Below are 16,135 nucleotides of genomic sequence, written 5' to 3'. Positions count from 1 at the left end.
ACGTGTGCATTGTGATAAAATAACGATGAAATCATTATGGTAATTGTGGGAGGTTACTCCGGATGAAACAAGTAGATGAATTAGACCAATTAAACAGAAAAAGCTTTATCGTTACTGAACCACATCCCGAGAGGGTGCTGCAATTCGGGGAAGGGAACTTCCTGCGTGCTTTTGTAGACTGGCAATTTGACAAAATGAATAAGCTGGCAGAATGGAATACGGGAGTTGTGATTGTACAACCGCAGCCAGGAGGCCTCGTGGAGAAGCTTAACGAGCAGGATGGCCTGTATACGGTTATTCTTGAAGGGATTAAGGATGGAAAAGCCATGAAGGAGCATACCGTTGTGGAGTGCGTCACTCGTGGGATTAATCCGTACGGTTCGGACTTTTTGGAGTATGAAGCATTATCCCAAAAGCCGGAACTGCGTTTTGTCGTGTCAAACACGACGGAAGCGGGGATCGCTTATGCACCAGAGGATCAGCTAGAAGATCGTCCGCAAAAGAGCTTTCCAGGCAAGCTAGCTGCCTTTCTGTACAAGCGCTTTCAATTCTTCGGGGGCGATCAGAGCAAGGGATTGGTGATCATTCCGTGCGAGCTCATCGACCGTAATGGAGACGCTCTCAAGGAAATCGTACTGAAATATGCAGACCAATGGAAGCTTGGGGCCGAGTTTATTGCATGGTTGGAGGAATCGAATACGTTCTGCAACAGTTTGGTCGATCGGATTGTACCTGGCTATCCCAAAGACCGAATCCATGAAATTCAAGCAGAATTGGGTTACAAGGACGATTTGGTTGTTGTGGGCGAACAGTATCATTTATGGGTTATTGAAGGTCCACAATGGCTTAAAGAAGAATTACCTGCTCATTTGGCCGGATTGAATGTACTGATTGTTGACGATATGGCACCCTACCGTACACGGAAAGTACGCATTTTGAATGGAGCACATACGGCGCTTACACCTGTAGCTTATTTATATGGCCTGGACACGGTGGGGCAGGCGGTCGAGCATGATATCATGGGAAACTTTATCCAGTCGCTGATCCGAGAAGAAATTATTCCGACGCTGGACTCGTCAGAAGCGGAATTGAATGTATATGCCGACGATGTTATTGAACGATTCCGTAATCCATATGTAAGTCATTATGTTATGAGTATCGCACTAAATTCGGTGTCCAAGTTCAAGACACGGAACTTGCCATCCTTGCTCCAGTATGTGACACAGCGTAAGGCGTTGCCTGCCAAAATTGTATTTTCGCTGGCGTCCCTGATCGTATTTTATCGGGGAGACAGAAATGGTGAGTCGATTGCGTTGGCAGATGAAGCGGAAGTGTTGAGCACGTTTGGTGAACTGTGGAGTCAATATGACGGTACTCTCGCCGGGGCGAAGCAATTGACTGCGCTCGTACTCGGCCAGCAGACATGGTGGGGTCAAGACCTGAACCAGATCGAAGGGCTGGCTGAACAAACGGCACAGCACGTGTATGAAATTACAAGCAGAGGAATGAAGGAGACGCTCGATTCTCTAACCGGGAACAGCGTGCCCAGAGCATAAGCAAGGAGGAGACCGGAATGCTGGAATTCATTCAAATTCATGATCAAGATAACGTGGCTGTCGCCTTGCGTGATTACAAGCAGGGAGAGACACTGGCGTGGGGAGCACAAGAAGAACAACGAGTGGAGCTAGCCGAGGATGTAGCACGTGGGCATAAAATCGCCTTGCAGGATATAGCTGAAGGTGGGCATGTTCTGAAATACGGATATCCCATCGGTCATGCCATTCAGCCCATTCAGGCAGGACAGCATGTGCATACGCATAATACGAAGACGAACCTGACAGGCGTGGAGGAGTACACTTATAAGCCTAAGCCAGCTCCTCATTTATATGAACAGGAAAGTCGTACGTTTCAAGGTTTTCGGCGAAAGGACGGTCGTGTGGGGATTCGCAATGAGTTGTGGATTGTGCCGACGGTCGGCTGTGTGAACGGGATCGCTGAACTTATTTTAAACCGTTTCAAGCAGGAAGCGGGAGATATTTCACCTTTTGAAAATGCACTTGTGCTTAAGCATAACTATGGTTGTTCTCAGTTGGGTGACGATCACGCACATACGCGCACGATTTTGATCGATGCTGTGAAACATGCGAACGCAGGTGGCGTACTTGTACTGGGTTTGGGCTGTGAGAACAATGAAATGAAAGAATTTAAGGGAGCCATCGGGGAATATGATTCGGAGCGGGTAAAGTTTTTGCTTTCCCAGGATGTGTCGGATGAAGTAGAGGAAGGGGTAAGGTTGCTTCATGAAATTTTTGCGGCCGTGCAAGAAGATCGACGGGAACCTGTACCTTTGTCTGAGCTGAACATCGGCTTGAAATGCGGTGGATCTGATGGCTTATCGGGTATTACTGCCAACCCATTACTCGGACGATTGTCGGATTATATGGCCGCGCAAGGTGGAACAACGGTATTGACAGAAGTACCTGAAATGTTTGGGGCGGAGACGATTTTAATGGAGCGCGCTGCCGATGAGCAAGTATTTAATAAGATCGTACATCTGATTAACGATTTCAAACAATATTTTCTGGATTACAAGCAGCCAGTATACGAAAATCCGTCACCGGGCAATAAAGCAGGGGGCATCACGACACTGGAGGATAAATCACTGGGCTGTACGCAAAAATCCGGGTCTTCCACGGTCACTGATGTCATTCAGTACGGGGAACGTCTCAAAACCAAGGGACTCAACCTACTCAGCGCACCGGGCAACGATCTAGTGGCATCTTCAGCTCTCGCCGCAGCGGGCTGCCAGCTCGTCATTTTCACAACCGGACGCGGTACGCCGTTTGGCTCCTTTGTTCCGACGATGAAGGTCTCAACCAACTCGCCGTTGTATAAAGCTAAACCTCATTGGATCGACTATAACGCCGGTTCACTGGTGGAGGATGTCAGTATGGAAGAAGCGCTCCGCAACTTTGTTGATTACATTGTCGATGTAGCCAGCGGAACCTGGGTGAACAATGAGAAAAACAATTTCAGAGAGCTCGCTATTTTTAAAAACGGTGTTACGTTGTAAAAGGCTGTAGTGTAAGGGAGGCGGAATTATTCCGCTTCCTTTTTTGTGTTTGTATGCTTCAAAATAGGCATGTTAGACTTACTGCAAAACATGCAATATCGATTTTTAAATGAGGGGGGAAGTACAAGTGCAAAATGAAATTGTTGCTTATCGTGAAGAAAATCATGATCAACTCGTTGATATTTGGCAGCGGGCTGTACGCCGGACGCACACATTTTTGTCGGAAGAGGACATTCAAGTTTATCATCATATCGTACGCAATGGTGTTTTAAGAGAACTTGAAGTTTGGATGGAATGGAATACAAGTCAAGAACCAACAGGTTTTATCGGGCTGGACGGATTGAAAATAGAGATGCTGTTTGTGGACCCTGAACGGCATGGGCAGGGCATAGGTAGCCGACTCATCCAGTATGCTGAAAAGATAAAAGGGAAGCATCTCAAAGTGGACGTGAATGAGCAGAACGAGAAAGCGTATGCTTTCTACAGACATTACGGCTTTGTACAAACGGGGCGATCTGCACTGGATGGATCAGGTAGGGCATTTCCTTTGCTTCACATGGAAATGAACAAGTGAACGATCCACTTACATCGGTATTTTAAAAACTGGAATATATTATCATAATGCACTTGTCATATGCTTGAATTTATGATATAACTTAATTACGTAATTAATACGTAATTAAGTTATTTTCAGTTAGGATTTAGATCTTACTTTTGTTTGGTGAATATAAAAGTCGGATAAGGAGGCGGGAACGGTGGATGATCTTGTTCACTCCGACATCACAGATCTAGACACACTTGTTAACATGATTAAGCTGTCTTTTTCATTTGCGGATGGTGCCAATATGATTGCTTTATGCGACCGGTTGTATAGCCATGTCAACCAAAAGTATCAGGAATTACAGCTCTACAAAGCGCGCAAGAAACCTATACAACCCATACATACCAAACGGCCGCTAGTCTACTACTACGGCTACAGTCATCTCATGAAAGGCATGGCCTTCCAAAAACAGGGCAAGTATGAGGCCGCTCGCGATTGCATCGAAAAATATGCAGAATTGGGCTGGTTTAATGGTCTCGATCAATATGGGGAAGCAGAGGTCGAATATTACCGCTATGCTGCCAGAGCTAATTTGTATGCCCTTGATATTTTGTCAGGCCATGCCGAAGTGTTGCAGGAATACATGCAATTTCTTCGTAATAATCCGGAAGAGCTGTTACCGGGGCTTCTTTCCATCGTTGAGGGAGCGTCGAGATATGACTATCCTTTAGAGGCTGTGCTTGAATCATTTGCCGAACAAATTGAAGGTTTTAAATATTTTGAAGAGCCCGTGAATGTATCTTATTATTTTCGCTTCTGCTATCAGTTGGCTCTTTATTATATCAAGCAACAACAGTTTACGGTTGCGTTGGGCTATATCCTGCAATCTCTCATGCTGTCCGATACCCTGGGTATGGAACATGAGCATGAGTTTAGGAAATGTACCGCTATATTTGAAATTTTCAGATCCCAAGCTACAGCAACACAGCAAGACCAATATATAACTATTTTAAAAGGAGTGTTAAAGGATGAAAAAATTGATTTCACGCCCTCTGTCGCTCAGTCTGTTTAGCTTGCTAGTGTTTGTTACAAGTCATGACCTTGTCACGGTGTTTTATCATGGAGCCAATCATTAAGAGGGCAGAAGTAAAGTAGAAAATTAGTTGTTTTAGCAGGTAGGCAGTTCATTTGAAAATATGATGTGGAAGTACACCCAATAGCAAGTAAGCTCATTATGATCAGGGCTTACTTGCTATTTGGCGTATTATGAAGATCGATCATAACGCATATATATAACGTGGTACATGTCCCAAAATTATTTAAGCTGTCGTAGGTTTATGCAGCAAACCTTGTTCTGATGGATGCAATGAAATTCTTGTCTGTTGGTAGCACGGGAATGGTTCTTCCGTGCTGTATGATCTGCTTTTTAACGCTGCATCTAGTGCCCGTAGCAAGGAGCCTATGAATTGCTCTGGAGAAAAGAAAATGCTTTTCCCGACCATATGAATGTGAAGCTCGTTATGGTCACGGTTACTTACAGACAGCAATATACCTTGACCCTGAAAACCCGTACCGATTGCGCGTATTTTGTTTATACCCGAGAGCAGCATTTCCGTTTTCACCGCACGCCCCTGTTCCTCCACAAATACAGAAATCAGGCGTTTGTCTGTAACGATAACAATTTGGTTACCCCGAAACGTATGGCTCAGGTGTAGAAAATCTTTATATACCCCAATAGTCTGCTCATGCGGAGAAACAATCCCCATTCGTACAAACTCATTCAGCTCAGTGATATCGGGCTCCTGGTGATTTTTAATTCGTTTTTTGATACTGAACTGAATGGTTAGGATACCCAGAATAGCTATGAGAAAAGCGCTAAGTCGGACGTTAAATATAAAGAACATCAGGACAATAAGGCCGCCTACTAACCACTGTCCCCAAGTTAGATAGCGCAGCTTTTGTTGTACCGTACGACGATAATAACTGTAGCCCTTTCCCGGTTGATACTCTTTAGTAAACTTTGTCATACCACGCATCATCGTTAATCCATAGACGGATAAAATTGTCATCGCGAGCGCCAAGAGCGTCATAAGCCATTCCTGAGCTGCAACGCCAACTAAAGTACACAGGCCAAACATGATGAGCCCCGCCCAGCAGGCAACCTTTTTAATTCGAACCTGTTTCTGAATCGAACGAACTAATTCTTCCATTCTTAATCCTCCTGATCTAGGTATATAGGTAATGATTGGAATCACATATAGTCTTATCGTACCATCTGATAGTCTTCTTCGTAAATTAATAGATGTAAATATCCAAAGTCTGGAAGAAAACTTGTGCGTATAGTAGATCCCCACCTGAAATTTAGATACCAAAATCAAAAAATCCAGTACTACTCATTCGAAGCAGAAGCCTCTAAAATAATAAATGTAAGTGCTTACATCACAAAGAAGGGAGGTCTTCTGTATGAGTACAGGATGGAAAAATCCGCAGCCACAGCCACAGCCGCCGGTTCGATCGGGTAGAGGGGCATCATCACTAGCGCGCAAATGGGTTCAACAAAGACATTTGCAGACCATGGCGCTGCTTGGGGTGGTTTGGATGATTATTTTTCATTACATTCCGATGTACGGTATTTTAATTGCGTTCAAACATTTTGACATCATTGGAACCCTATCAAGCGCGCCTTGGGCGGGATTAGAGCATTTTCAGGCCTTTTTGGAGGATGATAACTTTTGGTACATTGTCAAAAACACACTGGGCATTAGCCTGCTCAAGCTGGCGATCGGATTCCCGTTGCCCATTGTATTTGCTCTCTTCCTGAATGAAATACGATCTATTCGGTTCAAAAAATCTATTCAGACCATTTCGTACCTTCCTCACTTTTTATCTTGGGTCATTCTTGGTGGGATCTTAACGACGTGGCTGGCAGATACCGGGATGATTAATCAACTGTTGCTAGCCTGGGGGTGGATTGACCAGCCGATCAGTTATTTGGCAGAGCCGAGCTATTTTTGGGCTATCGTCGTTAGCTCGGATATCTGGAAGGAGCTTGGATGGTCAGCTATTATCTATTTGGCAGCAATAGCGGGAGTATCTACGGACATGTACGAAGCGGCCACCATTGACGGAGCCGGACGCTTTCAGAAAATGTGGTATGTCACACTTCCCGCTATCAAGGGGACCATATCCATTTTGTTTATTTTGGCGGTTAGCGGCATATTGAACTCCAACTTCGATCAAATTCTCGTCCTGCGTAACTCGCTGAATGAAAGTGCAAGTAATGTAGTTGATATTTATGTATATCAGGTGGGCATTCAGCAGGGCCGTTTCTCGTATTCTACCGCAGTGGGTTTGCTAAAATCGGTTCTTGCTCTCATTTTGCTGCTAATTGCCAATTCGGTGACCAAGCGGGTGAATAATACATCCCTATTTTGAAGGAGGACGGCTGCATGCAGCTATTGCAACGCAGAACAGCAGGCGAAGCGATATTCGATTTCGTGAACAACGTCTTCATGCTGATCATTTGTTTTGTGACGTTGTATCCCGTGTGGTATGTGCTGGTGAACTCCTTTAACGAAGGAGCAGACGCGATGAGGGGCGGCATTTACTGGTGGCCGAGGGTCTTCAGTCTGGGCAGCTATCAGGCTGTGTTTGCCAACAACGGTATTATGACTGCGATGGGAGTGACTATTGCCAAGACGTTAATCGGCACGATTGTTCATGTGTTTTTTACCGCTATGATTGCATATGCATATTCCCGTAAGGAGCTGATCGGGCGCAAGCTGTATATGCTGATTGGCACCATTACCCTGTTTTTTGGTGGAGGATTGATTCCAACGTATTTGCTGATTCGTGATCTCGGACTGCTGGACAGCTTTTGGGTGTACATCATTCCTGCGATGTTCAGCTTTTTTGACCTTATTATTTTTATGGCTTTTTTCCGAGAACTGCCGGATGCATTGGAAGAGGCGGCGAAAATAGACGGTGCGAACGATTTCGGTATCTTTTGCCGGATCGTGCTTCCTGTATCTATGCCGGTAGTAGCGACGATTGCGTTGTTTCATGGGGTATACCAGTGGAACGATTATTTTACTGGAATGATCTATATTAATAATACGGATCTTCAGCCGATTCAAACGTATTTGTACCGGGTTGTTGCCCAATCCAGCTCTAATCAGATGATGGCTGCTGCGCCGGGGGTCGTTGCCCAGTCCGTCACTTCGCAATCGATCAAGCTGGCGACGATGGTTGTGACGACACTGCCCATTGTACTGGTATATCCTTTTCTGCAAAAATATTTCGTCAAGGGTCTGATGATCGGCTCGATTAAGGGATAGCACATCATCCAAGGGGGAGATTTATGATGAACATTCGCAAATGGCAGAAGGGGCTGTTGGCTTCTGTTCTGCTGGTGGGTTTGCTCGCGGCATGTACGTCCGGTGGAGGCGGTACTGTCACGGAATTACAGGACGAGAAGACCAAGGCTACGGCAGATGTACCAGGATGGAAGGCGGATAAGGAGCCGATTACGTTTGACTGGTATTTGAACTTTTCCTGGTTCCCGAACAAGTGGGGGACGGATATGACCTCAAAGTATGTTACGCAAAAGACGGGGGTCAGCGTCAATTTTATCATACCGGCAGGAAATGAAAATGAAAAGCTCAACACCATGCTGGCCTCCGGCAAGCTGCCTGATTTTGTCACGCTGGGTTGGGGAGAGGACGCGGTCAAAAAAATGATTGAGGGCAAGATGGTGCTTCCGCTCAACAAGCTGGCCGAGAAATACGATCCGTATCTGATTAAAATAGCTGATCCGGCGAAAATGTCCTGGTATCGCCAAACGGACGGGAATGTATACGGGTATCCTAACGCTTCTTCTTCGCCACAGGATTATCAAAAATACGGCCAAAATTTTGTGTCCAACCAGACGTTTATGGTTCGGAAGGATATGTACGAGGCGATCGGCAAACCAGATATGAGGACACCAGAAGGATTTTTGAAAGCGCTTCAAAAAGTGAAAGAGAAATTTCCGGAGGTGAACGGTCAGCCTCTTATCCCGATAGGATTTCACGAATTTACAGATAACGGAAATTATTCTTTTGAAGACTATTTACTCAATTTCCTAGCCATTCCTCATGAAAAGGACGGCAAGCTATACGATCGTCGTTCGGACGAAGAGTATATTCGCTGGCTCAAAACATTCCGTCAAGCAAATGAGCAGGGCCTGATCGCCAAGGACGTATTTATCGACAAACGTCCGCAAATGGAGGAAAAGGTGGCACAGGGCCGATATTTTGCCATGCTATATCAGCGTTCTGACTTTGCCACTCAACAGGTACTGTTATATGCGAAGGACCCGAACTCCGTCTATATCGCGGTGGATGGACCTTCGAACAGTAAGCTGGACCCGCCGACGCTCGCCGGGCCTGGTATTTCCGGCTGGACGGTAACGCTTATTTCGAAGGATGTCAAAGACAAGGAGCGAGCTATTGAATTTCTGACTTATCTGATTAGCGAGGAAGGAAATCGTGACCTGTATCTGGGGGAGCAGGGCAAGCTATGGGACATGGTTAACGGTAAGCCAGCCTTCAAGCCGGAGGTACAGGAGCTGCTGAACAAGGATCGTTCTGCTTTTGATAAAAAATATGGCGCCTCCTTCACCTTCTGGATGCTGATGGATACGAATATGAATTTGCAGTGGGCGCCGCCCAGCGTCGAGCCGTATAAGCAGCCAGAGGATTGGACGAAAGGCAAGACGAAAGGATTCTCCCAATATGACAATATTAAACCGACCGGAACTTCGGCAGAGGGCATTGCGTCAGGCCAGATAGATAAAATTTGGGGCAAGACATTGCCGAAGCTGCTGCTGGCTTCCTCAGATGAGGAATTCGACCAGCTGTTTGCTCGCTTTTTGGAAGACCGCAGAAAAGCAGGATATGACAAAGTTATGGTCTATCAGCAAAAAGCCTATGAGGAAAACCTTAAGAAAATTGAACAGTTCACCAAATGATTTAATTCAATGCTTTAATCTATTGAACCCCTAAGGATGTGATTTCATGCCAGGCCGTGCACGTTCACAGATGAAGAGCCTGCTGCGCCGTACTATATGGCAGTGGATGAAGGGTACGGCCGATCGGCTTGGCGGTTGCTCCCTTCAAGTTAAGCTTATTGTTGCGTATATCGGAGTCATTTTAATTCCGGTGGTATTATTCTCGCTATATACCTTTCACCAACTGTACGAGAATACCATGCACGACATCACCGTACAAAATCAGTATGTGTTGGATACAGAGCTGGCCCATATTCATAGCAATATGGAAATTATGGAGCGGACCGCACAGCTTGCGATCTCAGATCGCAACGTACTTCGTTATCTGACCGAGGAACGTGAAATAAGCAGCGATGAGCTAGTCCAATTCAACTTGAATGTGTTTCCAAATTTACAGCACTTGCTGTACAGTAATCCCAATGTAGAGAACATTCGACTGTATACCAATAATCCCCAGACGCATGAAATATGGCCGATGATTTTCAAAGAATCACGATTGCCTAAGGCTTCCTGGCTGAAAACGGCCCAACTCCGACAAGGGAAAATATGGTGGGAAATGTACAAGGGGCCGAAAAGCTTACTTCTGGGGCAATCCCGGCAGGAAAGTGAGACAGTGCAGTATATGGCACTGCTGCGTGAAATTCAGTCTACCGGAGGAAGACACGCAGGGTTGGTAGAAACAAACATGAGGCTGGAGCTATTTTCACCTAGAGTATTTGGAATCCCACAACGTGATCGTGCATGGCAAATGTTCATTCTGGACGGCGATTCCAGCGCAAGGAACGCTGACAAACCAATGTCTTCTAGCGATATAGCTACAGCTTCCTCTCTATCAGATTCAATTTCCATCCCTCTGTCCCATGTGCACCATCTGTTTCAGTCCCAGGTTCAGGGACCGGGTGGTGCTTTTGATTTTTCCTATGAGAATAAGCCTTATCTCGGTATGTATCGTTATATAGAAGGGTTGGACGCCTATTTGCTAAATGTGGTGGCGCTGGACGGTCCGCTGGGTGATCTCCGTCAGAAACGCAATGCCATGCTGCTCATTATTAGTATGCTGATTGTGTTTATGTCCGTCATTTCTTATACCCTGCATGCCTTCATTCTCAAGCAGCTACATACACTGCGTGAATCCATGAAAAAAGTAGAGCAGGAGGGTGACTTTCAGCTTAGAATTCCAGTATATGGGCGGGGAGAAGTGGCTGAGCTGGCTCTATATTTTCGCAGTCTGCTAAGTCGGATTAACGGACTCATTGCCGAGGCAGTACACAAGCAGGCCGCTGCTCAGGAGGCTGAACTGCTAGCGCTCAAGCATCAGATTGATTCCCATTTTCTCTATAATACATTGGAAAATTTAAAAATGATGGCGGAGATAGAACGACAGTATCCGCTGTCGGATGCCCTTACCTCCCTTGGCTCGATGATGCGTTATAATCTCCAATGGTCCGGGTCATGTGTTGCGTTGCGAGATGAAATCCGCCATATTCAGCATTATGTGGCCATCATGAATATTCGCCACGATAACCAAATTGGATTGGAAATTCATCTATCGTCGGCGTTTATGGAACTGGAGATGCTGAAAATGTCGCTGCAGCCTGTAGTCGAAAATGCTATCAAGCACGGTTGGAGTACATTGCAAAGCCCATTCAGCATCACGATTGAAGCCTGCTCTAAGCAGGATATCATAGAATTGCGTATACAGGATAACGGAGTGGGGATATCTGAAGAAAGAAGAAACGCCATCATGGCTGGTCTAGCGCGAACGGATATGGATTCCCACGAGCCCGGGATGAATGGGGGAATCGGTTTGTATAATGTGCATCGCCGTTTAAGTATGCAGTATGGCGAAGAGTATGGCATAAGACTGGACAGCATCCACGGACAATCGACGACAGTGACCCTAATTTTGCCTAGACGTTACATGATGAGGGGGGGCGGACCATGACGACCAAGCTGTTGATTGCGGATGACGAGAAAAATATTCGAATGGGACTTCAAGCTATGATCGAACGGGAATTTTCCGGTCTCTATGAATGTGTACTGGTCAAGGACGGAAGGGAAGCCTGGCAGCATGTGAAGCAGTTTTTGCCCGAGTTGGTGATAGCGGATATCCGTATGCCTGTTATGGATGGCATTATGCTGATGCAGCATATTCGCGAGCTGGAGCCGGAACGCAGACCTTTGGTGATCATTCTCAGTGGATATGACGAGTTCCAGTATGCGCGCGAAGCGATTCGCTGCGGGGCACGGGAGTATTTGCTCAAGCCGATTGTAAGGGAGGAACTGTTTGGTGCACTGGCAGTTTTGAATGAGGAATTGAAGGAGAGGAACCACCTCATAGACGATAGTGTTGTCAGCGTAGAGAAAGATAGACTGGCTGGCGCGAGTGTGATCCCCGATAGAAACGGTAGCATGACACGTGCTATCCAATACATCCATGCTCATTACAGCGAGGATTTAAATATGGCAGTAGTATCCAATTCAGTATCCTTGAATTATACGTATTTTAGTCAGGCTTTCAAAGCCTATACAGGCCTTAGCTTTGTTCAATATGTAAAAAGGCTACGCATTGCAGAAGCCAAAAAGCTGCTGGAGTGTCAAGGGGGCAAGATTTATGAAATTGCGGCTAATGTGGGTTTTGACAATGCAAAGCATTTTAACAAAGTGTTTCGTGAGCTGGAGGGGATGACCCCACAGCAGTTTCGAGTGCAGAATCAAAAGGGTAATTAGATATAAAGAGGCGGAAAAGTTGCCTGCCTTTTTACCCTTATCCTGATATAATAAACGTAAGCATAACCATGGCCTTCGATCAGAGAGTTTGTACACAATCACACGAATCGCCGAACGGAAGGGGAGAGCATATGGTTATTTATGAAACGGACCAAGCTTATATCATGACGACGCAGCATGACCATGCCCATATTTCGGGTGAGTTGGCTTCGCAATGGGAGGAGAGTGCTTTCAAGAATAGACGTCATAAGCAGGATTTTGTATATGCAGCAAGGGAGCATGATCGGGGTTGGATACAGTTAGACGCTGCTCCTTTCTGGAATGATCATGTGTCTGCACCTTATACATTTATTGATTTTCCGCTCAGTCCACGTTTTGTTTTCTATCGTCTTGGGATTGATGAAGTCGAACAAGGAAGTATGTATGCGGCGTTACTGTGTAGCTTGATGTACAAGGAGCTAGTCGGACGGACCGAGCATCAAAACGCTCAGGACAAGCAGATTACGCATGCTTATCAGGAGGCGGAGGAACAGCGTCGGCAGAGACTCAAACAGGAGCTGGCATGTGGCGTAACCTTCGACTATCAAGTGCGGACCGATGTACGGAGAATGTTGTTTTGCGACGAATTGAGTCTGTTTTTATGCAGCCGAGAGCCGGGTACGCCTACAGCAGATTATGAATGGTTTGCTGAAGGTTTAAGCTTCCCGGCTGTTCGACATGAAAGCGGGCGAGTTTGGGCCGAGTGGCTATCGGATCAGACTGTAGGTCTTTCCTTTTTTCCTTTCAGGGGAAAGGTAGGGATTACTCATACCTTTAAGCAGGTGGACAAGGAGAAAATTCGTACCTTTGGTCTCCTAGAGGCTTACCGTTCTTCCGAATGGACGCATCGAACCTTTACCGTTGAACATATCATGGAAGTAGAAGAACATAAGGAGAATGCCTGACCGTTTACGGATACAGCCTCGAACCATATTTTGTTCGTAGACGCAGAAAAAAGTCAGAGCAAAGCCTCCCTGAACCATGATTCAGAGAGGCTCGCTTTTTCTACCTTTAACATTCTACGATTTTGCAGATGTTTTCGCACGATTGACAACGGTCTGTACCTTATTCAATACCTTATCGCGTGCCCCTTTATTTTTCATCAGATACGTAACACCCATTCCCAATGCTGCTACCACCCATTTTTTATTCTTCATGAATAACGCCTCCTTATGATCATGTTGTCATACACGAATACTTTAAAAGTATCCAAAATGTGAAAAGATGAACGGGATTTTACGATTTAGTGATTCCTTGCACTCGTTCCGCATAACTATGATTTTACCCTTCTCCAACACATCTTACCCGTTCCTTCGCCAATGAAACGATTACGACTGTCTTTTCATGTTTAATGGATATTATCAAATATCCCGCCACAATTGCTTCAGACGCACATGACAGGGAGGTCTTTGTTATGAGAAAGAAGGAAGTTGTTGCCATGCTGCTCGCCGGCGGACAAGGCAAAAGACTCAAAGGACTTACCCGTACACTAGCCAAACCGGCAGTGTTTTTTGGAGGAACTTACCGCATTATTGATTTCCCTCTCAGCAACTGCACTCATTCTGGTATAGACACCGTAGGCGTGTTGACCCAATACGAGCCGTTGGTGCTTCATTCCTATATCGGCGTAGGCAGCGACTGGGATTTGGATCGCCTGGATGGAGGAGTGTTCGTTTTACCTCCGCACGAGAAAGAAAATGGAAACAACTGGTACAGGGGCACGGCGGATGCAATTTATCGAAACCTGCATTTCTTGGATCAGTATGACCCGGAGCATGTACTCATTCTGTCAGGGGATCACATTTATAAAATGGACTACAGTCGAATGCTCCACTATCACAAGGAGAAGGAAGCAGACTGCACCATTTCTGTCATCAATGTCACGATTCAGGAAGCCCAACGATTTGGGATACTGAACGCCGATGATGATCTGAAAATATACGACTTTGAGGAGAAGCCTGAACAGCCGAAAAGTACATTGGCCTCCATGGGCATTTATTTGTTCAAATGGGAGGTGTTACGTCGCTATTTACTGGAAAGCGCAAGCGATTCTGAATCCTCACATGATTTTGGCAAGGATATCATTCCATTACTGCTTCAGCATGGCCGGTCGCTGTATGCGTACCCGTTTGCCGGGTACTGGAAGGATGTAGGTACCATTCAGAGCTTGTGGGAGTCCAACATGGATCTTCTGGTTCAGGATCCGCCTTTGGATCTGAACGATCCTTTCTGGCGCATCTATACCCGCAGTCCCAATCAACCGGCCCAGTATATAACCCAACGGGCGATTCTCAAAAACAGTATTGTAAATGAAGGCTGCATGGTGGATGGAGAAGTAAGGCATTCTGTACTATTTTATGGGGTCGAAGTAGGTGAAGGGAGCGTTATTACCGATTCTGTCATCATGCCGAACGTAAAAATTGGGCGCAATGTACGTATCCACCGGGCTATCGTGAATGAGAACATCGTTATTGAAGACAACGCGTTTATCGGACCTGAAGATAGTTCTGATGAGATTATTTTGTTCGATCAGGAAAGCCAGCTTCATGCACGAATTTAACCCGGATAAGGACGGTGTCTGCTATGAGCCGACTCATTGGAGTTATCAACCTAGATCACGAACTGGATCAGTTGAAGGAGTTGACCTATTTCCGGTGCGGGGCCGCAGTTCCCTTTGCCAGTCGATATCGGCTCATTGATTTTACCTTATCCAACATGATGCATGCAGGGGTGCATGATATTGCACTGTTTATCCGCCGCAAATACCGTTCGCTGCTGGATCATCTGGGTGAAGGTCGGCCTTGGGATTTAGACCGCAGACGGGGCGGGTTGTTTATTTTGCCACCGGACTGGAATGATCCGACGGATGCATCACGTGGAGATTTGCAGCATGTGCACAACAATCTGGATTTTTTTCATCGCTCATCGGGGCAAACCCTTGTTCACGCAGGAACTCAGCATGTCAATAAGGTTGATATCGAGGATGTATACCGTTATCATCGGGAGAAAAATGCAGATGTTACCCTCGTATATAAACCCATAGACCAGCTCCAATCTGAGCATGCTCCTTGTGCACGACTGGAGATTGATGAGAACGGACGGGTGACTGGTATTCATCAGGAGCAGGATCATCATAATATTTATCTGGAAATGTTCGTGATGGACAAAGGCTTGTATCTGGATCAGGTGAAGCATTGCATTGCCCATCAGGATAATCATTTCTTTCGCGATGCCATCCAGAAAAACCCAAGTGGGCTGCGCATTTATGCGTATCGTTATGAAGGTTATCATGCAGTCATTAATTCTATCGAGAGCTACTATAAAAATAGCATGAAGCTGCTGGATCAGCAGCAGTATCAAGCACTGTTCCAGAATCAGCCGGTGCACACCAAAATCAAGTATGAAGCCCCGACTCGTTATACGCACAGCGCCGAGGTGGATCATTCGCTTGTTGCTAATGGCTGCACCATTGGGGGCAAGGTCGAGAACAGTATTCTTTTCCGTGGAGTGCAGGTGGAGGAGGGCGCGCGGGTAAGCAACTCGATTATTATGCAAAAATGTGTCATCCGTAAAGGGGCAGTTGTGGAGAATGTGGTTTTAGATAAAGATGTACAGCTTTCACCAGATCGAACTCTGATTGGAGACATTAGAGTTCCCTATGTCATTGCCAAGAATAGCGTAATTTAAAGGATATACTTAGCCA

The 16,135-nt window shown here is 45.9% G+C and carries 14 protein-coding genes; 12 read left to right on the top strand and 2 right to left on the bottom strand.

Annotated features, from left to right (window positions below; genetic code table 11):
* The first annotated feature begins 62 nt into the window (after positions 1–62).
* From NLX73_RS07065 to NLX73_RS07050, 4 genes are all read left to right on the top strand, one after another.
* A complete protein-coding gene (locus NLX73_RS07065) occupies positions 63–1,556 on the top strand; it encodes a tagaturonate reductase (protein ID WP_254325774.1) in 1,494 nt (497 codons plus the stop codon).
* Positions 1,557–1,573: 17 nt separating this feature from the next.
* Positions 1,574–3,073, top strand: coding sequence for a UxaA family hydrolase (locus NLX73_RS07060; protein ID WP_254325773.1), 1,500 nt, complete (start codon positions 1,574–1,576; stop codon positions 3,071–3,073).
* A 127-nt stretch (positions 3,074–3,200) separates the two neighbouring features.
* Positions 3,201–3,647 carry an acetyltransferase gene (locus tag NLX73_RS07055; RefSeq protein ID WP_254325772.1) on the top strand — a complete coding sequence of 149 codons (447 nt, stop codon included), beginning with the start codon at positions 3,201–3,203 and terminating at the stop codon, positions 3,645–3,647.
* Between the two features lie 181 nt (positions 3,648–3,828).
* Positions 3,829–4,686: a DNA-binding protein gene (locus tag NLX73_RS07050; RefSeq protein ID WP_254325771.1), complete on the top strand. Its 858-nt coding sequence runs from the start codon at positions 3,829–3,831 to the stop codon at positions 4,684–4,686.
* A 247-nt stretch (positions 4,687–4,933) separates the two neighbouring features.
* On the opposite strand, the gene NLX73_RS07045 is transcribed toward NLX73_RS07050, so the two are convergent.
* Complete coding sequence (locus NLX73_RS07045; RefSeq protein WP_254325770.1) at positions 4,934–5,824, bottom strand: hypothetical protein; 891 nt, start codon at positions 5,822–5,824, stop codon at positions 4,934–4,936.
* A 253-nt stretch (positions 5,825–6,077) separates the two neighbouring features.
* Here NLX73_RS07045 and NLX73_RS07040 point away from each other — a divergent pair, with 253 nt between their 5' ends.
* From NLX73_RS07040 to NLX73_RS07015, 6 genes are all read left to right on the top strand, one after another.
* Positions 6,078–7,049 (top strand): ABC transporter permease, encoded by a 972-nt coding sequence (locus tag NLX73_RS07040; RefSeq protein ID WP_254325769.1) that lies wholly within the window; start codon positions 6,078–6,080, stop codon positions 7,047–7,049.
* A gap of 14 nt (positions 7,050–7,063) precedes the next feature.
* Positions 7,064–7,951 carry a carbohydrate ABC transporter permease gene (locus NLX73_RS07035; RefSeq protein ID WP_061830342.1) on the top strand — a complete coding sequence of 296 codons (888 nt, stop codon included), beginning with the start codon at positions 7,064–7,066 and terminating at the stop codon, positions 7,949–7,951.
* Positions 7,952–7,977: 26 nt separating this feature from the next.
* A complete protein-coding gene (locus NLX73_RS07030) occupies positions 7,978–9,624 on the top strand; it encodes a type 2 periplasmic-binding domain-containing protein (protein WP_254326043.1) in 1,647 nt (548 codons plus the stop codon).
* A gap of 46 nt (positions 9,625–9,670) precedes the next feature.
* Entirely contained in the window at positions 9,671–11,608 is a 1,938-nt protein-coding gene (locus NLX73_RS07025; protein WP_254325768.1) for a sensor histidine kinase, read from the top strand.
* Positions 11,605–12,393 carry a response regulator transcription factor gene (locus NLX73_RS07020; RefSeq protein WP_254325767.1) on the top strand — a complete coding sequence of 263 codons (789 nt, stop codon included), beginning with the start codon at positions 11,605–11,607 and terminating at the stop codon, positions 12,391–12,393. The genes NLX73_RS07025 and NLX73_RS07020 overlap by 4 nt, the downstream gene beginning before the upstream one ends.
* Positions 12,394–12,524: 131 nt before the next feature.
* Positions 12,525–13,337 carry a DUF3891 family protein gene (locus NLX73_RS07015; protein ID WP_254325766.1) on the top strand — a complete coding sequence of 271 codons (813 nt, stop codon included), beginning with the start codon at positions 12,525–12,527 and terminating at the stop codon, positions 13,335–13,337.
* A 114-nt stretch (positions 13,338–13,451) separates the two neighbouring features.
* On the opposite strand, the gene NLX73_RS07010 is transcribed toward NLX73_RS07015, so the two are convergent.
* Complete coding sequence (locus NLX73_RS07010; protein WP_254325765.1) at positions 13,452–13,589, bottom strand: hypothetical protein; 138 nt, start codon at positions 13,587–13,589, stop codon at positions 13,452–13,454.
* Between the two features lie 257 nt (positions 13,590–13,846).
* On the opposite strand from NLX73_RS07010, the gene NLX73_RS07005 reads away from it, so the two are divergent.
* Positions 13,847–14,992, top strand: coding sequence for a glucose-1-phosphate adenylyltransferase (locus NLX73_RS07005; RefSeq protein WP_069291775.1), 1,146 nt, complete (start codon positions 13,847–13,849; stop codon positions 14,990–14,992).
* 23 nt (positions 14,993–15,015) lie between these two features.
* Positions 15,016–16,119, top strand: a complete 1,104-nt coding sequence (gene glgD / locus NLX73_RS07000; RefSeq protein WP_254325764.1) for a glucose-1-phosphate adenylyltransferase subunit GlgD — start codon at positions 15,016–15,018, stop codon at positions 16,117–16,119.
* Positions 16,120–16,135: the final 16 nt, after the last annotated feature.

The organism is Paenibacillus sp. CH40 (assembly GCF_024213605.1).
GTDB lineage: Bacteria > Bacillota > Bacilli > Paenibacillales > Paenibacillaceae > Paenibacillus > Paenibacillus polymyxa_B.
This window is presented reverse-complemented; position numbering and strand designations above follow the sequence as displayed.